Origin of the sequence: Dictyobacter vulcani, from assembly GCF_008974265.1 — a bacterium.
Classification (GTDB): domain Bacteria; phylum Chloroflexota; class Ktedonobacteria; order Ktedonobacterales; family Ktedonobacteraceae; genus Dictyobacter; species Dictyobacter vulcani.
This window is the reverse complement of record NZ_BKZW01000001.1, coordinates 3,804,979-3,826,236: the sequence shown is the minus strand read 5'-3', so window position 1 is coordinate 3,826,236 and position 21,258 is coordinate 3,804,979. Positions and strand designations below refer to the sequence as shown.

The following is a 21,258-nucleotide window of genomic DNA, read 5'->3' as shown; positions in this document are numbered from 1 at the left end:
AAGCCGGGCTTTTCTAGGCACAATGCACACATGAATCAATCACAGGACTGCCCACAGCAACAGGCTACTTCTGGCAAGGTGTGTTTTGTCCAGTCGTATGCAAAAATCAATCTGACCCTGGATGTGCTGGGAAAGCGCGCCGATGGTTATCACGAGCTGGCGACCATCATGCAGACGATCGATCTCTACGATACTCTGTGTTTTACAACCACAAACGAAGATCGAATCAGCATGAGCTGTAATCGCACTGAGCTCAGCAATGATAATAATCTGGTGGTACGTGCTGCTCAGGCGTTACGACAAAAGCTTGGATTACGACAGGGACTCACGATCGAACTCAACAAACGCGTGCCAGTCGCTGCTGGACTGGGTGGTGGCAGCAGTAATGCCGCCGCAACCTTGCTGGCTTTGCAGAGGTGGTGGCAATTACCAGTATCCATGCAGGAACTCTGGGAAATAGCTGCGTCCCTGGGTTCAGATGTACCTTTCTTTCTGACCGGCGGCCTGGCCCTCTGTGAGGGCCGTGGTGAGCGTATTACGCCCCTGGCGGCTCACTGGCCCGCGGCCATGCGCTGGCTCCTGCTGGTCAAACCAGCCATCGGTGTTTCTACCGCCACGGTCTTCCGCAACCTGACCTCCAGCGATTATACCAATGGTGCCTGGAGCCGGGCGATCGAGGTAGCATTACAGACGCAGAGCGGTCTGCAAGCCAGCGACCTTTACAATAGCCTGGAACGAGGTGTACTGGCACAGTATCCTGAAGTTGCTCAGGCCCGTCAGGAGATGCTGGATGCCGGTGCTCCCTATGTTCGTCTCTCAGGGAGCGGCCCAACGCTTTTCAGCACCTTCGCCACCCTGACCGAGGCGGCCCCCGTACAACAGGCACTCCACACACAAGGTTATGAAGTATACCTTACTCGCGCAATCAATCCAGCGAACAACGACATCACCTATTTCTAAAAATTTTTTAGTAGGAAGGAGCATCACATATGGCAGAGCAATACTATTGCGTCAAATGTCGCAAGAAAAACGAGTTAAAAGATACTCAACAGGTTACCATGAAAAACGGCAAGCCGGCCTTAAAAGGTCAATGCACGATCTGCGGAACCACTGTCAACGCTATTCTCAGTACCAAAAAAGCCCAGGCATAGGTTTCCTATCGGTAGCGGTAGAAGTGCAAGGAGAATCGTACACATAGCACCCCTGCACTTCTACCGCTTCTCAAAAGCTGGTTCTCAACCTCGACGTAGCTCTTTTGCTTTGATATAATCAAGAAGACCATACATGATGTATAGAAGAAGCATATAGAGGGTAAAGAGAGGGCCGTGATGAACATCTGGGATTCAGTTCACCGGAGTCTTGAAAAAGCTTCTCATGAAGCAGGACGCATAGCCAGAATCCAGCGCACTCGTTTACAGATCACTCAACTTGGACGCCAGATTTCGGACCAGGAACGCGAGCTGGTAGCAAAAGTAATGGATTTGTATTCAACTGGCTTGCTGAGTCAGAATGAATTGCAGTCTCCCTGCCAGGAACTCTTCCAGGCACATCAACAACTGACGCAGGCGCAACAAGAGCTTCAGACACTCCATAACCAGAATCCTACCACGATACCACCAGAGGTAGGAGCCACTTATCCAATACAAACACCTGATGGAGAGATACATCCGACACAGTATGCGCCACCCCTTCCCTATGAGCAACCTTACATGAGTCCGACTATTCCTGTGACGCCGTCATCACAGGAGACCCAGCCAGTCACCGTCCAGGAAAATCAATTTGCGACCCTTCTGCCACCTCCCCCACCGGGTATTGATCCTTTGACAATCCATGCGCCGGGGGCTATCATAGACACTATGGATGCGCCGCGTATTCAGGACGAGCCAGCTGACATACATCGCGCAGATGACTCGAACAGAAAAGACGAGATAGCAACCTCTCTTTTGCCGCAGCACTGTCCTGCCTGTGACTCGCCAGCCGAGTCAGAGAGCCTTTATTGCCATAACTGTGGTACTGCACTCCAACAACCCATGGTCGATCAACTTCCAACCATCCGAGGAACGTCACCTTCAACAGCCTTTGAGCAACTCCGTGCCGATGCCTTGCAAGCTGGAAGCGAGGAAAATGAGATCATGAGCAATGAGAGTTCTTCACCATCAATAGATACACCATCTTCGGAGAAAGATAGAGGATAATAGCTCTGCGTCAACAACTTATAACAGCGCTGTGCACCAGTTTGCGTCTGCCGTTTGCGCTGCTTGATAGCTTACGCAAACCATTCACCAGGCAAGCCAGGCGCTATCCAAAATCAATTCTGGTGATTAAACCCTGCTGTGTCGGAGATGTTGTTATGACCACTCCTCTCCTGGAAGTGCTCAGACAAAATTATCCGGAAGCAAAAATCACGTATCTCACAGGTACCTGGTCAAAGGCGATTGCGGAACATCATCCCGCAGTGGATAAAATTATTGACTGCGGCAGTATCGGAATTGCTGGCCGCTATACGCTGAAAGAGTATCGGCAACTGGCCAAACAGTTGCGTCGTCAGCATTTTGATCTGGCGTTTGTGCTGGATCGTTCGCCGCTGATGACTCTGCTCCCGTGGTTAGCCCGTATCCCACGCCGCGTTGGACCTGACAGCCTGGGCCGAGGATTTTCCCTGACCGATCGGGTGGCGGTGTCAACAGATCGCACACACCTGCAACATCAGGCCGAAATCTATCTGGATCTGGCACGCGCGATCAAGCTCAAAATCGAGCAGCCCAAAATGCGTTTTGTGCCTACGGAGCAGGAACGCCAGACGATCTACCAATCCAGCTATCCACAGGTTATCGTTTTTCCTGGGGGCGGCAGTAATCCCGGCATGGACCTGACAGCTAAACGCTGGCCACTGGATCGGTATCGCATCCTGACCCAGAAAATTGTGAATGAGCTCAAGATGCAAGTCTTGTTGATTGGTGGGGAAAGCGATAAAGAGCTTAATCAAACCTTGATTGATGGGCTGGAAGATGTGCCAGCCAACATGGTCGTCAATCTGGCCGGCAAAACCAGCTTTGGCCAATCAGCAGCCCAGATTGAAGCCTGTACCCTCTTTATCGGCAATGACAGCAGTCCGATGCATCTGGCAGCGGCCGTGGGAACGCCCGTAATAGGCATCTTTGGCCCCACCAGTCCGGCGGAATATGGTCCGTATCCCCTCGATGATCCACAACATATCGCGCTCTGGCGTCATCCTACGGGACAGCCGTGTTTCTTCCTGGGCAAAATGCAGACATGTGACAATTGCACCTGTATGCAATCGGTAACCATCGATGATGTATGGGATGCGATTATCCATCTGGTACCGCATAGCCGTCCACAAGAGGTTTAAGCCATGAAAAGCCTATTACGCTCGCTTATTCTACTCCTGGTGCGCATTTATGGTAGTCCCCGGGCGAGAAAAGCAACCCACAAGCACTCAGGGCAACCGAACCCGGCTCCGCGTATTCTCCTGGTGCGTCCCGACCATCTGGGAGATATGGTGCTGACGACCCCGATAGTACAGGCGATAAAAGAACAGGTGCCTGGAGCACAGATCACGATGATGATCGGACCCTGGTCAAGTGAGATCGTGGCGCGGCATCCAGCCGTCGATCGCCTGCTCACCTGTCCCTTTCCGGGCTTTCAGCGTGCAGGCCAGAGGCCATTAGATCCCTATAAATTGCTTTTTCGTACTGCCAGAGAGCTAAAACAGAATCACTACGATCTGGCCATTAATCTACGGCCCGATTTCTGGTGGGGCGCGGCACTACTGTATCTGGCCGCCATCCCTTACCGCATTGGTTACGCAACCAGACTGAACACGCCATTTCTCACGCAGGCCTTAGCATTTCCCGAGGTGGAACATGCTACAGTATCCAGCTTGCGCCTGGCCAGCACAGGCATCCAGGCACTGGGATATTCAGCGTTACCCGAGCCGTTTACACCTGCCAGTTATCCACTGGTGTTTCATCCACACGAGGATGAGCTAGCCTGGGCCGATGAGCAGATACAAACAACAGGATGGGAGCCTGGCGCACCAATTATACTCATTCATCCGGGCACTGGCGGAGCAGTCAAACTATGGAGAAACGCTGGTTGGTCCCAGATAGCCAACCAACTTACCAGCGGCCAGCTACTGACAACCCCGGCCCATGTTATTTTTACCGGTAGCAAAGCTGAACAGCCTATGATCGAAGAGATTGCCAGCTCGCTGTTAGAAAAGCCGCTGATTATGACCTCTATGACGGTTGGCCAGCTGGCAGCGTTAATCTCACGCGCGGATCTGGTACTGGGGTAGACAATGGTCCACTCCATATCGCGGCAGCCCAGGATATCCCCTCATTACGGCTCTTTGGTCCCACTGACTCGCATATTTTTGGACCATGGGGCCTGCCAGACAGGCATCAGGTCCTGCTGGCAACCCAACGCTGTCCTGATTGTCCGGCGATCCCCTGTGGCCGCTTAGATTTCACGCCAGAAGAACTGCCAGCCCATCCCTGTGTCCGACTGATCCCTGACCAGCAGGTCGAGCAAGCCATCAAACAGCTACTGCCTGCCAGGACAACGAAATAACTGCGGCCCTGAAGTAGCGGATACTGCTTCATGGCCATCCTCTCCACCACCCGCCGGATACAGTCCCACATAAATCCCGTTTCATTGCAACTTCCATCCTCGCCTCCTATAATGACAGAAAGAGCCTGTTTGGGCTGATATAGGAATAAGAAAAAACATGGCACAAGCATTACACAATAGAGACGAATACGGCTATCCGACGCAACCTGACTCGCGCAAGAAACTGCGTAATACCGCCGTCCACAGCAGCAAACGGATACTGCTTGCTGTCATCTATATCTTGATGAGTCTGTTTGGCTTGGTCTTACAGGTACAGGCACGCGGCAAAAGTCGGCCGGCGCTACGGCCCGAGACTTTCCACCCCCGACGTATTCTTGTCATTCGACTGGACCTGATCGGGGACCTGGTACTGTCTCTTCCGGTGGTACGCCTCTTGCAACGGACCTATCCTGATGCTGAGATAGATGTACTGGCCTTGCCTTCAAGCGCTCGCGTTATTACCAGTGATCCAGATATTCACACCCTCTTCACGTATGATCCCAATATCTGGCGACGGCCAAAAGGCTTGCTGAATCCCAGGAATTGGCGTGATGCGCGTCTGTTGCGTCAGTGTTTACAGGCACGCAACTATGATCTGGCCATCAGCATCTTTGGCCCCTGGGCAGCGCTCCTTTCTGTATTTAGCGGAGCCCGGCGTAGAGTAGGCTTTGGCAAAGAGGGGTATCCCGGTTTGCTGACCGACTCGGTCGCAGGTCAACACTGGGATCCACGCGACCATATCCATGAGGTAGATTACTGCTTGCGTCTGGCCGAGGCCGCCGGTGCAAACATCCAAGCTGAAGATCGCGTTCCCACGCTGACTGTCAGCCAGACAGCACAACAGGAAGTTGAAACGTTGCTCCAGCAGGAAGGTGTCGTAGCAGACAAACCACTCATCGCCTGCCATGTCAGTTCGAATAATGGCCAATCAAAACGCTGGCCAATTCCCTATTGGGCCAGATTGATCGACCAGCTCATCAGGAATGACAGCGCCACGGTCGTCTTTACCGGCGCACCCGACGATAAAGAGTTGATCGCAGCGATTACGGCACGCATGCAAGAGCAAGCTATTAATCTGGCCGGCAAGACCAGCCTGGGACAATTAGCTGCATTGCTACAACGCGCGGACCTGGTCATCACCGGTGATAGTGGCCCTATGCATATTGCCTGTGCTGTTGGCACCGCAGTCATCGCCATCCATGGTCCTACCGATCCCGCCTTGAGTGGTCCAGTCAGCCCACGAGCAACGATCTTGCGCGACGACATCTGGTGCAGTCCCTGCTATAAAGCCAAAGGCGCACCCGCCGACTGCCGCTTCTTCACCACCCAATGTATGAAAAATATCACACCCCAGCACGTTTTCAATACTGTAGAGACTGTGTTAGGGCAAAGTAGCAAACGACAGCCAGAAGAGGCAACCATCCGGGAACAAACACAGTCAGTAGAGGAAATAAAAGATGGACACGATCTTTCGTAGTCTTTCAGAGCCAGGGGTGCTGGCCGCCATCGAGGGCAATTTTGCTGAGGAGATGGCCTGCTTTGGTCGCAGTTTACCAGGTGCCATCCTGCATGAGGATAATGAGCTCACCTGGTTTCTGACCGGCCCTGCCGGCCCCAATGGCATTTTACTGACCCATTTTTCTCAGGATGATCAGGCATATATCGAGGGTCGGATTGCGGATACGCTGGCGCAATTTAGAAAATATCAGATCCAGGAAATTGGTTGGCGCGTCGGCCCGACGGCAACTCCGCCAGACCTGGCCAATCATCTGGAGAATCAGGGCTTTGTCCATAAGGCTACCATGAACTGTATGGTGCTGAATATTCAAGCCGCCAGGATTCCTGGCACGATGCCAGATGGTTTGAGCATACAGGAAGTGCTCACGGTTGAGGATCTGCAAACCAAATGCGCCATCGAAAAGGTGGGCTTTCGCGCGACCGAAATGATGGCCCAACATTATTATCAGACCTATCTCAGTAGTGGTTTTGGCACTACTGCCAACTGGCATCACTATATCGCCCGAAAAGATGGACAAGCGGTGGCGGTGGCGGCAGTCCTTCTCTATCACGGAGTAGCCGGGATCTATGGCGTGAGCACGCTTCCCGAAACACGTCAGCAAGGGATTTGCACCGCGTTGATGGGCCACGTACTACAGGAAATACAGCGTCTGGGATATACTATTGCCAGCCTCTCGCCTACCGAAATGAGCGATGGTATTTATCGCCGTTTAGGCTTTCAAAATTATTGTCATCTTCATCATTATAGAATAGCTTCTCACGAAGAACGCAGCGAAGAAATATAAAGCAATTATGCATAAAACACAGATAACTTTGCCCGCCAATGCGCGTATCCTGGTGGTAAAGATGGCGGGAATTGGCGACCTCTTACTGGCGACACCGGCTCTGCGTGCCCTGCGCGAGACATATCCACAGGCACGTATTGATCTACTGGTTACGCCTGATTCCGCTGGACTCCTGAATGGCTGGGAGGTTGTAAATAACACAATTGTGCTCGATAAATATCTTTTTGATCAACCGAAACAACTCTTGAAGAATCCACAGGCATTGCTGAAATTAAAAGAACTCTGGCAAACACTGCGGGCCGGTAACTATGATGCGGTCCTGTTACTCCATCATCTCACGCTGCCATTTGGGCGCCTGAAGCACCAGCTATTGATGCGAGCCACGGGCGCGAAATGGCGCATTGGACTGGATAATGGCCATGGCTGGTTTCTCAATGTGCGGGTCAAAGATAGTGGTTTTGGGGCCATGCACGAGGCTGAATACGCTATGGCGGTCGCCGAGGCTGCGGGGGCGACCATCAAGGATAAAAAACTGGTTCTGCCACTGAGCGAGGTAGAACACCAGCAGGCACGCGCTATCGTGTATGAAGGCCAGGACGCCGAGAGTATAGCTCGTCCGCTGATCGCCATGCATCCAGGAAGCGGTAGCTACAGTACGGCCCGCCGCTGGGCTCCGGAACGCTTTGCACAGCTAGCCGATAGGTTATACGCTGATGTTGGCGGGCAACTACTCCTCATGGGGGGTCCAGAGGAAAAAGAGCTCCATCAGCAGATTATCGGCCTGATGCAATCTGCGATGCCGGTCCGCAGCCTGGCAGGCCGTGGGAGTATCAAAACCGCTGCCGCCGTTTTAGCATTGGTCGATCTTTTTGTGGGCAATGATGCCGGTGTGATGCACCTGGCCGCAGCGGTCGGCGCGCCCACGGTAGCCATCTTCAGTCTCTCCAATCACAAGGCCTGGGGACCCTATACCGGCGATGCCAGCAGCAAGCGTGCTACCGTTGTCCGCCTGGATCTGCCGTGTATGCCCTGCTTCTATAGCGGACATCTGCTCGGCACCCCTGAAGGCTGTGCCACCCGCGACTGCATCGTCCAACTCGGTGTCGATCCCGTCGCCAGCGCGGCCCGACGTATGCTTAAAAACACCTACCAATCCGGGCCGTACGCCCAATTGTAACGCCCTTTTAGCAAACCAGTACACGAGCAGAGCTGAACATTACCTATATTTCAGCTCTACTCGCGATGGGCTGTGCCAGCGGGCATATGATTACGCAGATGTTGAGGCAAATTGAGCACGGCAATACCTGGTCGAAAGAGCAGGGATGTTTTCAGGCGCAGCGCGGTCTGGTTGTGTAGTAGATATTCCCACCAATGCGAGACAACAAACTCTGGCAGGATCACCGTCAGGATCGCTTCGGGATGACGCTGATGGATAATGTCTATATAAGCAAGCAGTGGACGCACCAGTGAGCGAAATGGGGAAGCAATAATCAACAGGTGGATCCCTTCATCTTCAGGAATCTGCTTCTGCCAGCGCTCCCAGTCAGCCCGCATTTGATCAGTGTGCTCTTCATCAACATCTACATGAACGGCAGTGACGTGTGTGGCAATCGAACGAGCATAAGCCAGACTCTGGATAGTCGCTCGATCCAGCCGATCAATTGGCACGATGATGCGATGATGAATATCCTGGGGACGCAACGGCAGATCAAAGGTGCGTTCCTGTTCTACCAGGTGATAGTGACGCGAAATGCTCAAAAAGAGCCAGACCATCAAAGGAATCAGGATCACCACGATCCAGGCCCCCTCCAGGAATTTCATGGTGGCCACCACCAGCGCGACCAGGGCCGTGGTCAGGGCACCGGTTCCGTTGATGATCATGCTGCGCCTCCAGCTTTTTTGGGAGGTGCGCAGTCTCCACCAGTGCACAACCATGCCTGACTGCGAAAGCGTAAAGGCGATAAAGACACCAACAGCGAACAGGTTGATCAGTGCGTTGGTATCACCATTGAAGAAGATCAGCAGAATAGCAGAGAGCACAGCCAGTGCAATAATACCAGAGCTAAAGGCCAGACGGTCGCCGCGAAATGAGAACATCAAGGGCAGAAATTTATCGCGCGCCAGGAGCGAGGCCAGCCTGGGAAAGTCTGCGAAACTGGTCTCTGCGGAGAGGGTCAGGATACCCAGCACAGACAATTGAAAAATGGGAAATAAGAAGACCAGTGGACCCGTAAAGACATCGCTGGCAATTTTCGCGATGACCGTTGGATTGCCCGAGGGCTCAGCCTGCACCGCATAGGTCATGGCCAGCAGCGTAACACCCAGGAACAATGCACCCAGAATACAGGCCATCCAGGTCAGCGTAATCGAGGCATTGCGCGTCTCTGGCTTGCGGAAAATCGGTATCCCATTAGAGATAGCCTCAACACCAGTCATAGCTGAACAGCCCGTGGCAAATGACCGTAACAGCACAAAGATTGTGAGCGGCTCAATCGACTGTACAACCGGTACAAAATGTCCAATCAACGGCTGATGATGAAAGACATAGGCTTTCGTCAGGCCTAAACCGATCAGCAAAAAGGCACTGACAATAAAGAAATAGGTTGGCAGAGCAAAGATGGTACCAGATTCCCGAATGCCACGTAAGTTGAGAACCATCATCAGCAGAACCAGCGTCAGATCCATCGGAATGACATAGGATTGTAAAGAGGGAAAGAGTGAAATGACATTATGGACACCAGCCGCAACACAAACCGCAACATTCAACACATAATCAATCATCAATGCGGCAGCCGCTACCAGTCCCGGAACAACGCCGAGGTTTTCACGCGCCACGGTATAAGAGCCACCGCCATTGGGATAGGCAGGAATGGTCTGGCGATAAGAGAGTGTCACCACAATCAACAAGGCCAGGATAACCAGGCTGATCGGTAGTGTCCAGACCAGTGCTGATGAGCCTGCAGCCACCAGATTGATCAGAATAGCTTCAGTGGCAAAGGCAACCGATGAAATAGCATCTGAGGAAAGTACCGCCAGGGCTTTAAATTTCGTCAGGCGCTCATTATCAGCGCGTGCCGTAGCGATCGGCACACCGATCAACGCCCGTTTCAGCCAGTACGTAGCCTGCCGCATACGCCCCTCTGGAATCTCGGCCGACTCAGTGGCTTCCAGCGTGCCTTCTTTTAAACGATGAAATGGTTGTCTGGCTGGTAGCACCATCCGTACTCGACGATCGCCCAACCTGCTACCCGAACGTTCTTCCATTGGGCCAAACAAGATAACATCAAAGTCATCCGTTGCCATTGATCCGTCCTGTTGACCTTTGCCTGGTTGGTGCTCAGGCTTATCTTCAGATGCGTGGAGCGGACTCATCCCTCTCTTCCTCCTGAATGCTTATACCGTCCTGTCAAAAGGCTCACCAGGGCCCTATTATATCTCATTGTATAAGCCAGGATACTCAAGAAATCCTAAAAAATTAATCGAGAGTGTAAACGTAACCTGCAAGGAGTGTTTGAGGAAATTTTGCCGAGGAGCAAGCCAGGCGAGTTTGGCGCCCGTCTGGCTTGCGATGGGGTTCAGATTAAACCTGTGCAGTCCTGGACTGACGCTGGATCGGGCGGGTAAAGTTGCCAATTTCGACTTCAGGCAATTCTTGCTTGAGGATCTGGATCAACTTGCGCATGCCTAATGCCTTCCCCATGGTCTCGAAGTCTGGCATACGGGGCAGGAAGACTTCGGGATCGATGTTGAGGTTACGTAACTGAATAAGGCGCAGATTGGTATCACGTGCTAGTGACAACAGGGCTTCGACTTCACGCTCACGATCGATCAGACCAGGGAAACTCAACAGGTTGATTGAGCTATACACACCCTCGGCACTGGCTCGGCGCAAGGACTCTTTGACATCATCAAAGGTATAGCCAAGCGGCCGATAGTAGGCGTTATAGGTTTCAGGATGGCCAGAGATCGTACTGACGCGCAGGGTATCCAGTCCAGAGTCATAGAGATGCTGGAGCCAGCGGGGATTACTCCCGTTAGTATTGATGTTGATCACACCCCGATCCGTCTGCTGGCGCAAGGTTTTGATGGCTTTGCCGATGCGTGGCCACTGGAGCAGCGGCTCACCCTCACAGCCCTGTCCAAAGCTGACGATCGCATCCTCAGCGCTCTCCAGATGTCCTTTCGCGACCTCAACGATTTCATCGACACTGGGAATAAAATCCAGACGATCTTGCGGCGAGATCAGGTCTTCTTCTTCCTGCTTGGAGATACAGCCGACACAGCGTGCATTACAACCAGGAGAGACGGCAATAGCCATTTCCCAGCGCTCAAAAAAGAGATTGCTGGCGGTGGGACACGAATAGTCCAGCGCACAATGGGCATGTTGACCAATAATACGGTTCTCGGGATATTTTTCCTGCTTCTCATGAACCAGGCGCTCAAGCTTCTGACGATTAAAGGCGCGTGGATGCCACTTCCTCACTTCGTCAGTTTTGACGGCCGCAACATACAGCTTGCCATTCATACCAGCCACGGCGCTATAACCAAAAAAGGGCAGCGGCTCCGTATCCGGAACTTTTTCATAGGCAGGCAAGAGGGTGCGCGTATAACCAATCGGCAGCAAAGCTGCGACAGCCCAGCCACGCGATTGTGGGAGCACCTGCCGCATGCCAGAGCGCTTCTGTCCCACGGCCAGACGATCTGGCATCATCGAAAGAGTGACGCCATCTGGAAGCGGGATCAGATCGCTCTCTTTAAGGGGGCGATCGCCGAACGAAAGAGCCTGTAAACGGTGCTCTTCAACAATTTCGCCCTCGGGGTTACATATAATAGATATGGAGTCGCCATGTTAGTCCTTATAATATTTCTCTGAATAGGTAAAGCTAGAGCACAGAGAGAGTCGTGCCAGACAAAACTCAATGCATAGGAGGAGGGGTCGCGGGAATACTTGGATTCGTCGGCCGATCCTCAACCATGTCATCTTCAAAGAAACGCGGGTATGCCCCGGTAATTGCGGTCGCTGGATTTTGTAGCGCGATCCGCTGCTCTAATTCATGTGTAGCTTCATAAACAAAACTTAAAACGATATGCTGGCCGCGAACACTCTGGCTCATCTGTCGAATACGTGGCCTCTCCTCCTCCATCCAGGCGTTGACGATAGCTTCCAGCGCGGCTATACTACCACCACAAAGAGCGCTATCAAAGCCTTTATACCTATACACAATCGTATCCTTTCGGCTGAATATAATATATAACAGCACAGTGACCACGCAGACACAAATATCTTCCATTATGACCGAAGAGTATTGTATCATTCTATTGCAAAATTTGCCATAGTTGCCAACTCTAGATGCGTCAGTAGAGCGTTATACCTGCAATTTGGCTCAAGCACGTTACCCGACCGGCGCGGGAAAGCCCCCGTCATGTATGCGGGGGATGAGAGCTCAGTTCCTTTGAGGCTGGTTGGATGGGTTGAACTGAACTGTTGATAATGTACATCATACGTATTATACTATTTCATACGTATTATACTATTTCATACGTATTATACTATTTCATACGTATTATACTATTTCAACTGCATGACAGGTAAGGCAGGAACCCATTCAGCAGTCTCTTGAAAGGCAAAGCACACTATGAAGCGAGCGAAGACATCGACCTTTCTCATCGAATTGCCCTCCAGATCGATTGGAACCAGGAAGCCGATCTACGTGCTCACCTGGAAGCGGCTCGGTGCCTGTATAACGCTCTGCTTTCTGAGTGCAATAAGCGGCTCCGATGTATGCGCAATGATCCGGTATGGGCACAGGCTCGTGCCATCCCTCACGCACACAAACAGGAAAGGGCACAGGCCTTTTCCCTGTTGCGCAAAAAGTACCACTTCTCGGAATACGCGTTGCACGAGTATGCAAAGCGTGCCCGCGTTTCGTGGATCGCTGACCATATCGATAGCACGATGGCTCAAACCCTGGCTACACGAGCCTATCAAGCCACCAATCGCGTCTGTACAGGCCACGCCAAACGGGTACGCTTCCGGAGTAAGGGTCGCGGTATTGATAGCGTGGAGGGCAAGCGCAACGATGTCGGCATGCGTTTTGTGCTCGATCCCAATGCGAGCGATGGTGGTTTTCTGATCTGGAATAAGCACGTCATCCCGGCCCTTATCGACTGGCGTGATCCGGTGGTGCAACATGGCATGCGCCACCCCATCAAGTATGTGCGCCTGGTGCGCCGCAAAGCTTCTTCTCCACAGGCTCGGGGGGCCGATAGAGACGGCAACCGCTATTGGGTGCAACTGGTCTTAGAGGGCCATGCTTTCATCAAACCAAAGCACGAAAAGGTGGGGCAGGATACGATCGGCCTGGACATTGGCCCATCCACCCTTGCTATTGTGCCACGCCAGGGATCAGCGGACCTGGTCACGTCCTGCCAGGAAGTCGCGCCCAATACCAGCAAAAAACGCCGATTGCAGCGCAAGATGGACCGCCAAAGACGCGCTACGAACCCCGAGAACTACGACGAGGTGGGTCGTGTGAAAAAGGGTCGCTTGCGCTGGAAGGAGAGTAAGCGGTACCAGGCGACCAGGCGACACCATGGCACGGCCGAAAGAAGACTCGCCGCTCACCGCAAGAGTCTGCATGGGCACCTGGCTCATCGCATCGCACAGATGGGCACGACCATCATCATAGAAAAGACGTCATTCAAAGGATGGCAGAAACAGTATGGACGAAGCATGAGTATTCGCGCACCAGGGATGTTTGTAGCACATTTGGCTCGCATAGTTGCAAAAACTGGCGGCTCCCTTAACGAAATCGCTGCATTCAAGACCAAACTGAGTCAGTACTGCCATCAGTGTGGGAACTATGTCAAGAAGACGCGATCACAACGCTGGCACGCTTGCTCCTGCGGTTGCGGACCAGTACAACGTGATCTGTACTCGGCTTTCTTGCTTGCCCACCTGGAACCGGAGCAAACCATTCCCTCTATCACTCAGCATGTCTGGGAAGGTGCGGAACCGCGCCTGCGAGCCGTGATGGAGGGCCTGCAACAACGTGCAAATGAGGGGCAAACCTTGCCTCGAAGCATGGGCTTGTCGGCTTCTCGCAAAGCCGCCCGTGCCGGAGCGCGTCGGCTCAAAAGTCTTGCCTATCCCCACCAAGAGCCGGTCGCTCTCACCGGAGCGACCGGAAGCGTTGGGTGAGTAACAGGAACCCCCGCGCATGTATGCCGGGGAGGTCTCAGTCTATGGAGGTGATGATGTTGGTAGTGAGCAGTGGGATGGACGGGATTGGACAAGACAAACTTCGGTGCGAGAAAAACTGTTCTGGCTGGCTGCCGAAGCCTGTCTCGAACTTTAAAATAGTGTACTTATGCCTGTGGAGTCACTGGATGGATATCCGCTCCACAGCGCTGCAGTTCCTCAAAAAAGTGCGGATAGCTTTTAGCAATATGTTCAGCACCGGTGAGGGTCAGTCCACGCCGACTGCGCAGGCCTACAATCGCCAGGGCCATCAAGACACGATGATCGTTGTGCCCATCTACGACAGCCCCACCTTCAACGCCCTGTGGACGTCCCTGGATGATGATCGCATCTTCTTGTGGCTCGACTGAACAACCCGCTTTGCGTAGCTCCGCGCAGAGGTCATTGATGCGGTCAGATTCTTTGTAGTGCAAGCTCTCAATGTTAGAGATCACGCTCTCGCCTTCGGCAAAACAGGCGGCGGCAACCAGGACAGGAATACAATCGATAACTGGATCTCCGTCCAGTTCAAAACCACGCAAGCGTCGACCACCTCTTAGAGTCACCTGTTCTCCATTCACACGCAGGTCGGCACCCATATCGCGAAAGGCCTGCAGCAAAGCCTCTCCGACTTCATCCCCGGGACGCAGTCGGGACAGCCGCAGTTCGCTGGCAGGATCATTTGAAACGGCATAGGCCGCCAGTAACGCCGCTGCGGAAGGATAATCACCAGGAATAGTATACGTGCGCGCCTGATACTGCTGTCCAGGGGCAATGCGGAAAGCGAGGAGATGATCATCGTACTCGACCCGAATACCGGCTTCCTGCAACACTTCCAGGGTGGCGCGCACCAATGGCTGAGACTTCAAGCCATCAACAACCGTGATCTCCAGTCCATCTGGCAAGAGAGGGGCGAGGAAGAGCAGTGAGCTAAGATATTGTGAGCTACGCGCGCCCGAAATCGTTACCTTACCTCCACGAATAGCTCCTCCATGGAGGGTAATCGGCAGGCAACCTTCGACACCTGTACCTTCACAGGTGACACCTAACTGAGTTAAGGCCTCCAGTAACTCTCGATTGGGGCGTTTACCAAGGGACTGAGGGTGATCGGTCACAAAGGTAATGTCTGGTAACAGCGCACCAAGGCCAAGAAAGAGTCGCGCGACGGCACCGGCGTTACCAACGTTAATCGTCACCGGACCAGTCGCACGGGGTCGGCCGCTTCCGCGAATGAGCAATACTTGCTGCTGCTCATCTTCCCACTCTAAGTCGGCCCCCAGGGCACGACAGCCACGAAAAAGAGCATCACTATCATCACTGAGTGCAGGCAAGATAATTCGACTCTCACCTGCTGCCAGCGCCGCCGCCAATACATAGCGCAATGTATAGTATTTCGAGGATGGGACTTCGGGCTGGGCAGCCATGAGATTCGATGGAGCGACAAAAATAGGATGTTGTAACAACTCAGGCTTTTGTGCATTCATACAGTCTTCGCTTTCCTGGCATAAATTGATAAGTGATTACACTGACACGTCATACTAATAGCCAACGGTATAGTAGATTCTAGCGGGACATGTATATCAATTGTATACGACCACACAACTTCCGTCGAGAGATAACGCGTTATAGCAAAGCCACCTGTAACACTGCTTGCTACTACTTGTTATGTGAACAGGATTCAAGCATATTTCAATTTCATTCACGACTGTATAACCTCGCTTCATACATCAGGAGCGCGTATATACTTCGCTCATTTTCATGCTACAAATATCCTGAGCATAGAACACGTTGTACTACCGAGGTTCTACTTTGTATATACATGAGCTAAAACAAATATATTTACAAAACAATTACACTGTTATTACATTTACAACTTAAATGATCACATTTATAAATACACTATTTTATGCTTTGTATTTTGTTAGTTTATTTGAAATTTAGTGCGTATTTTGTTATAATCGTATTACTCAATACAGGTAAATAGACAGGAGGCAGTTTTATCGTGTATCAACAACGCACTATAGTCGTAGGCGCGGGTATTATCGGTCTCTCTACAGCCTATCACCTTCTACAGCAAGGTATGCAACAGGTAACAGTGTTGGAGCAGGCAACTGTCGATCATAACCTGGCATCTTCGCATGGCATATCTCGTCTACTCCGCTTCGAGTACGGAAACGATTCCTTCTATTCAGAGATGGTACGATTAAGCCAGAAGCGCTGGAAACAACTGGAACAGCGCACCCAACAACACCTCTATACGCCGACGGGAATCCTCTCTTTTGGCAATGATCAGGAGGAAAATTTTACCAGGCAAAGTTATTACACCATCCGCAAGTTGGGACATTCACCAGAGCGTCTGACATCGCGCTCCTGCGCGCAGCGTTTTCCACAGTTTAATACGCAGGGATTTGATTTTTTAAGCTATAATCTAGACGCCGGTATGCTCCATGCCTCAACCTGTCTACACACGTTGCGTGCATGTATACGTGATATGGGTGGGACAATACTGGAACATCATCAAGTGACGGCAATCGAACATGCTGATTCGCAGCGCCCTATATGCTTAAAAATAGCGAATGGTGAGAGAGTTGAAGCTGAGCAAGTCGTGGTGGCGGCAGGTCCATGGATCCATCGCCTCCTTGGAGAAGAGCTAGAATTGCCGGTACGATTAACACGCCAATATTTACTGTATTTCGCAAACCTTCCCATTGAAGATTTTGGACTTTATGCTTTTCCTGCTTTTATGGCCGATGATCTTTATGGTTTTCCTATGCATAAACAAAGTCCGGATGGACCAGCATTGCTGAAGGCCGCCTCACACAGCTTTGGAGCACCAGCGGAACCCGGTGAAGTACCACCTATTGATGATTTGGTTGTCAAACAGGCCGTCAGACGCCTCTATACCTTGCTTCCAGCGCTGCGTAATGCCAGGCTGGACCGCATAGAATCCTATATATATGATGTGAGTCAGGATGAAAACTTTATTTTAGATTATTTGCCTGATGATCCTCGTATCGTTATAGGTACTGGCTTCACCGGTCATGCCTTCAAGTTTGGTATTTTGTTAGGAGAGATGCTAAGTTCACTGGTCAGAAGAGAGGAATCAGTGGTACCACTGACGCGTTTCCAACTTTCTCGCTTCGCACATCAGTGGCAGGAACCGACCCATTCAGTTGCGTAAAGTCTCCTGCACAGTCAGACAGATAGACTCAATCATAGCTACATCGTTACCAGAGGTATGCGCTCATATAAATACTGATAACAGCAACAGTATTTATACAAGTCAGCACTAATCCAATCAACGAAAGTATAATTGCCCAGCTAGAAGCCTTTTTGAGCGGTGTAGATTGACGACCATACAGTCCCAACAGAAGACCAGTGATAGCCACTGGTAACCCACAGATAGGTAAAAATGCTGCCACAATACTCACGCAACCAAGAGTAAAACTGGTAAGCACAAAATGTCTCTGGTCCTCTGTTGGGACTGCTGCACGTCCCGAGGGCGCATCGATACTGCGCACAATTTTGCGTAAAGCCTCAGTTGGATAGACCCGTTGAGCAAAAATCCGATCTCGTAGAGAACGGTTCTCAGAACGTTGGCCAAAAAATGATGGTAGCCGCACAAAAGCCTCCCCTCGCATACAACTGTATGACTTGCTTACTATCCTATCCGTCCCAATAATATCACACTGCAAGGGTTTAGCAATCAAAAAGCTTCTTCTTACGACAAAATAGGTATTGTGCAACAACAGGCCTGACTACACGGGACTATCTAACGCGCTTCATCCCCCAGACGATACTATCCAGACGTTCATGATAAGCGGGATGCTGGTCATCAAAACTATTGATGATGACGCGATTAAATTCCTGGCCTTCGGCATGGATAAATTCGCGTGGGCTGATCGCCATACCGACATGGGTAATGCTCTTACTTCCAAAGAAAATCAGGTCCCCTGCCTGCATATCCTGACGGTCGATCGACCGGGTTAGAAAATCATATTGCTGATCTGCATCACGTGGGATGTTATGGCCGCCCATACGGTAACACAGTTGGACAAAGCCGCTGCAATCAATGCCACCCCAGCTAGTGCCACCCCAGAGATAAGGGATATCGAGAAAAGCTTTAGCATAGGCAATGACTGTCGAAAGCTCCTGGACTGGATACAGCTCGCTATTACTGCGAATAGCTACCGCTTCACGCGCAATCCAGCCTTCTTGCTCACCAGGCAGGGCAATCCGTAAGCGCTGCGGATGAGAGAGATCGATATAAGGCAAAACAGTCGAGAGGTAGATATCAAACAACGTATCGTCACCTTCAGCCTGAGCATAAACCGACGTGTGTGTGGCAGTCACCACCACCGAATAAGGCAGTGCCACCCCACAGGCACCCTCGTCCCCTTCACAGACACCGCGTACAATCGGTAGTTCCAATTCACTTGTTCGTATCCAACCGCTATAATCGGCAAGCTGCACATGGGTCCATTCACCGGACGCCTCATTCGCACGGGCAGATGCATTCATCAAGGCCTGCGTGACCAGTTCCGATGTAGCATCGGGATCATGACGGATGTCAGCCACACTGGTCGCAATAATAAAATGTTGTGTCAGTATATCTTCCAAGTTAGATACCCCATGTCTATAGATAGAAATATTTCCGGGTAGTTTTGATTACTTTTATTATAACCCATCATTTCCACAAAAACTTCCAAACATCCAGCGCGATCAACATATTCTTTTTGATATACTACATATCAGGAGGAGTTACATACGACCATGGAAAATTCATCACACGCGCAAAAATGGCTGCTTAGTAACAAAGACAATCCAGCCGTCCAGTTCCTGACCGACTGGATCACCCAGACGCTACAGCGTCCGCTAGAATCAGTCGAAAATATTGAAATCGTTCCTGATAATCCAGATGCACCCAGCTCAGTTGATTTCGTCGTTGAGTTCAGCGACGGTACAACCGAGACACAGAGCGTTGAGGTGCAAGAGTAGTAGCGGCTGCCCTGGTGGCTAATACTTTTCACTTAGCGATACGTTGAGAGATGGTTGGACGTGACCAGCAAGCACGGTGTACGTGGAGAGGGCGCCACACGCGGAGGCCGCACTGCTGCGTTTGCGCAGGCCAGCGTGCAAGAACGACGCGCAGTGCTGTGGCGCCTACACGGATCGTGTGTGCCGTGGCCTGCTTGCGCAGCAACGTGGTGGGAGAGCGCGTGGATCCTCCCCGTACCTTCTCAAAGAGGATCACGAAACAGGATCCGTCTCGGTGTAGGCGCCACAGGCATGCGATGCTCTTTTTGAAACCATGCCGTATACTAAAAAGGAAGCCTCAAATAGGTCCTCTGGGGCAGTATCATTTAGTGTACCCCCGTACTATTGTGGTTCAACTTGTTTATTCTGTAAAAACTGTTATAAGACCCACATTCCGCAGTTTCAATCTGAAAAAAAATAGAATTGTTGATAGGCTGGTCCCAGTAACGAAAGGATCTTTTGATGCAGTGGCTGCAAGCGGAGGACAACCGACTCCGTTCTGGTTCCTGTGCGGATCTGCAACAATTCAATGCCTTCAAAGCATTGGAACACCCAGCGCATCGTTGGTCGAGCCGTAGGCTTGTTGACTTGATTGGGGATCGTTTGCCCGCTTGCCAGCAATTGCTCACGCAAGCGATGTTCAGCCAGACGGTACACCAACAACGCGAGCACCATGATCAAGCTCAATGCCACAATGCGTTCTGGTTTTTTTACAAAGACCGAGGAGGCCAGAAACAAGGGATCTTTCAAGAAACGGAAGCCCCGTTCTACGCTGCCCTGCTCCAGATACAGGCTGATCACCTCCTCATTGGAGGTGTCCGCTTCATCCACGACATTGGTGGCGATGACAAAACAGGCTTTGCGCTGAGCGTAGGCCAGCAGCTTCGTTTCGTTGAGGATGACCTGCGATGTGACACTCCAGCGCAGCCCGCTTGGCTCCGCATCCCGAGCAGGACGGCCTCGTCCTTCAAAGACCGCCTGGCTCTTGAGTTCCACCGAGACTTCCAGCCACTCCGGCAGGCCTTTCAAGCTCTGCTCCCAGGCCTGTTGCGCATCCTCTCGACAGGCAAACGACTTGGTGCTCACATGCCACAGCTTCTTTGCCCACGCGTCTACCTGCTTGTCAGCTTGCTTGCGAGCCGTCTGCAACGCGCGCTTGACCCCATCGACACTGCGAACCACGATCCAACGCTCCGGTCCTTGCGGCAGATCCATCTGCTGCACAATCATGCTGCGTGTCCCATCAGCGCTGGGCTGCCACGCATCCTCGGCTTGGATCACGGCAGCTTTGGCTTCTTTGCTGGTTTCAGGAACACGACTGACCCACCTCACCCCAGCTTGATTGAGCTGGCGCACATTTGCCGTACTGTAGAGACCACTATCGGAGACGTAGATGGTTTTTTCTTCGGGCTCTTGCTGCCGCAATTGAGCATGCAGATCCGCAATAACCTTAACCAGGCTCTCTTTATCGCTGCTGTTCCCCGAAAGAGGCTGCAAAAAGAGCGGAATATCTCCCTGATGCGTGGTCGCCAGTGCCAACATCCACTGTTTGAGATCTTCGCGATGATCCCGCGAGTAGCCATGGGTAATGGCAATCACGTGCTCGTTTTCCTGGTTGGTTTCGTAGGCTCCATTGACCGAAAAGGAAGTGGTATCCACATGAAGATGCCGTGCTTTCACCCCAAAGCGTTGGCGGGCCTGATGGGCGATGCCAGCGAACACGGTGGTCACATCTTGCGCGTAGAGCCAATCCAGGGTACGTCCCAGGCAATCGTCGTTGAGCATATCAGCGCTGATACCTGCTCCCAGCAGGTGGGCAACCGGCTTGTTCTCGAAGAATTGTGGGACCAGATAGAGTTGGCGATTGGCAAAACCCAAGCCGTTGAGAATCATGGCGACGGTTGCAGTTCCATAACTCACCACACGTTGCTGTTTCGGTTCCAAGGCATCCAACCACGCGGCCAAGCCTATTTCCTGACAGACTCCCGCGACAATACCCAAATGATCCAACCGTTCGTTCTGGTAATCCTCAGCTCGTTGCATGCT

General features: G+C 51.9%; 19 protein-coding genes and 2 pseudogenes. 12 read left to right on the top strand and 9 right to left on the bottom strand.

Translation table 11 applies throughout. The features are described 5' to 3' along the window. Positions 1–30: 30 nt before the first annotated feature. The 5 genes and pseudogenes from ispE to KDW_RS16285 form a co-directional block, all read left to right on the top strand. Positions 31–960, top strand: a complete 930-nt coding sequence (ispE, locus tag KDW_RS16300; protein WP_151756927.1) for a 4-(cytidine 5'-diphospho)-2-C-methyl-D-erythritol kinase — start codon at positions 31–33, stop codon at positions 958–960. Positions 961–989: 29 nt separating this feature from the next. Beyond that, positions 990–1,151 carry a DUF5679 domain-containing protein gene (locus tag KDW_RS32280; protein WP_170296548.1) on the top strand — a complete coding sequence of 54 codons (162 nt, stop codon included), beginning with the start codon at positions 990–992 and terminating at the stop codon, positions 1,149–1,151. 177 nt (positions 1,152–1,328) lie between these two features. Next, on the top strand, positions 1,329–2,195 hold the full coding sequence (locus KDW_RS16295; protein ID WP_151756926.1) for a hypothetical protein: 867 nt from the start codon (positions 1,329–1,331) through the stop codon (positions 2,193–2,195). A gap of 122 nt (positions 2,196–2,317) precedes the next feature. Further along, positions 2,318–3,370, top strand: coding sequence for a lipopolysaccharide heptosyltransferase II (gene waaF, locus KDW_RS16290; RefSeq protein ID WP_269822478.1), 1,053 nt, complete (start codon positions 2,318–2,320; stop codon positions 3,368–3,370). 3 nt (positions 3,371–3,373) lie between these two features. Further along, positions 3,374–4,365, top strand: a pseudogene (locus KDW_RS16285) (glycosyltransferase family 9 protein); the annotation flags it as partial. Positions 4,366–4,424: 59 nt separating this feature from the next. Here KDW_RS16285 and KDW_RS33895 read toward each other — a convergent pair. Then, positions 4,425–4,625, bottom strand: a complete 201-nt coding sequence (locus tag KDW_RS33895) for a hypothetical protein (protein WP_233097724.1) — start codon at positions 4,623–4,625, stop codon at positions 4,425–4,427. Positions 4,626–4,750: 125 nt separating this feature from the next. On the opposite strand from KDW_RS33895, the gene waaF (KDW_RS16275) reads away from it, so the two are divergent. The 3 genes from waaF (KDW_RS16275) to KDW_RS16265 are packed head-to-tail and all read left to right on the top strand — an operon-like array spanning position 4,751 to position 8,112. Then, positions 4,751–6,109: a lipopolysaccharide heptosyltransferase II gene (gene waaF / locus KDW_RS16275; protein ID WP_151756923.1), complete on the top strand. Its 1,359-nt coding sequence runs from the start codon at positions 4,751–4,753 to the stop codon at positions 6,107–6,109. Continuing rightward, positions 6,090–6,935 carry a GNAT family N-acetyltransferase gene (locus KDW_RS16270; protein ID WP_151756922.1) on the top strand — a complete coding sequence of 282 codons (846 nt, stop codon included), beginning with the start codon at positions 6,090–6,092 and terminating at the stop codon, positions 6,933–6,935. The genes waaF (KDW_RS16275) and KDW_RS16270 overlap by 20 nt, the downstream gene beginning before the upstream one ends. A 7-nt stretch (positions 6,936–6,942) precedes the next feature. Continuing rightward, positions 6,943–8,112: a glycosyltransferase family 9 protein gene (locus tag KDW_RS16265; protein ID WP_151756921.1), complete on the top strand. Its 1,170-nt coding sequence runs from the start codon at positions 6,943–6,945 to the stop codon at positions 8,110–8,112. Positions 8,113–8,168: 56 nt separating this feature from the next. Here the strand turns inward: KDW_RS16265 and KDW_RS16260 are convergent, their stop codons facing one another. The 3 genes from KDW_RS16260 to KDW_RS16250 all read right to left on the bottom strand — a co-directional run bounded on the left by KDW_RS16260 (position 8,169) and on the right by KDW_RS16250 (position 12,157). After that, positions 8,169–10,307, bottom strand: coding sequence for an APC family permease (locus tag KDW_RS16260; protein ID WP_233097723.1), 2,139 nt, complete (start codon positions 10,305–10,307; stop codon positions 8,169–8,171). A 208-nt stretch (positions 10,308–10,515) separates the two neighbouring features. Next, entirely contained in the window at positions 10,516–11,646 is a 1,131-nt protein-coding gene (locus KDW_RS16255; RefSeq protein WP_151756920.1) for a radical SAM family protein, read from the bottom strand. Positions 11,647–11,851: 205 nt separating this feature from the next. After that, complete coding sequence (locus KDW_RS16250) at positions 11,852–12,157, bottom strand: hypothetical protein (RefSeq protein WP_151756919.1); 306 nt, start codon at positions 12,155–12,157, stop codon at positions 11,852–11,854. A 414-nt stretch (positions 12,158–12,571) separates the two neighbouring features. Between KDW_RS16250 and KDW_RS16245 the strand changes: the two are divergent. Continuing rightward, positions 12,572–14,136 (top strand): annotated as a pseudogene (locus tag KDW_RS16245) (nuclease/transposase family protein). A 19-nt stretch (positions 14,137–14,155) separates the two neighbouring features. Beyond that, positions 14,156–14,293: a nucleoside phosphorylase gene (locus tag KDW_RS31805; RefSeq protein ID WP_162005286.1), complete on the top strand. Its 138-nt coding sequence runs from the start codon at positions 14,156–14,158 to the stop codon at positions 14,291–14,293. 10 nt (positions 14,294–14,303) lie between these two features. Here the strand turns inward: KDW_RS31805 and aroA are convergent, their stop codons facing one another. Beyond that, positions 14,304–15,659: a 3-phosphoshikimate 1-carboxyvinyltransferase gene (aroA, locus tag KDW_RS16240; RefSeq protein ID WP_198925289.1), complete on the bottom strand. Its 1,356-nt coding sequence runs from the start codon at positions 15,657–15,659 to the stop codon at positions 14,304–14,306. 518 nt (positions 15,660–16,177) lie between these two features. Between aroA and KDW_RS16235 the strand changes: the two genes are divergently transcribed. Further along, entirely contained in the window at positions 16,178–17,356 is a 1,179-nt protein-coding gene (locus KDW_RS16235; RefSeq protein ID WP_162005285.1) for an FAD-dependent oxidoreductase, read from the top strand. A 46-nt stretch (positions 17,357–17,402) separates the two neighbouring features. Here the strand turns inward: KDW_RS16235 and KDW_RS32845 are convergent, their stop codons facing one another. Together KDW_RS32845 and KDW_RS16225 are read right to left on the bottom strand one after the other, a co-directional pair. Beyond that, complete coding sequence (locus KDW_RS32845) at positions 17,403–17,798, bottom strand: hypothetical protein (RefSeq protein WP_198925288.1); 396 nt, start codon at positions 17,796–17,798, stop codon at positions 17,403–17,405. A gap of 145 nt (positions 17,799–17,943) precedes the next feature. Next, a complete protein-coding gene (locus KDW_RS16225; protein ID WP_151756917.1) occupies positions 17,944–18,795 on the bottom strand; it encodes a C40 family peptidase in 852 nt (283 codons plus the stop codon). A 153-nt stretch (positions 18,796–18,948) separates the two neighbouring features. Between KDW_RS16225 and KDW_RS16220 the strand changes: the two genes are divergently transcribed. Then, positions 18,949–19,173, top strand: a complete 225-nt coding sequence (locus tag KDW_RS16220; RefSeq protein ID WP_151756916.1) for a hypothetical protein — start codon at positions 18,949–18,951, stop codon at positions 19,171–19,173. Between the two features lie 28 nt (positions 19,174–19,201). On the opposite strand, the gene KDW_RS16215 is transcribed toward KDW_RS16220, so the two are convergent. Next, positions 19,202–19,429: a hypothetical protein gene (locus KDW_RS16215; protein WP_151756915.1), complete on the bottom strand. Its 228-nt coding sequence runs from the start codon at positions 19,427–19,429 to the stop codon at positions 19,202–19,204. A 185-nt stretch (positions 19,430–19,614) separates the two neighbouring features. Beyond that, a complete protein-coding gene (locus KDW_RS16210) occupies positions 19,615–21,255 on the bottom strand; it encodes an IS1634 family transposase (RefSeq protein ID WP_151754429.1) in 1,641 nt (546 codons plus the stop codon). Positions 21,256–21,258 lie beyond the last annotated feature (3 nt).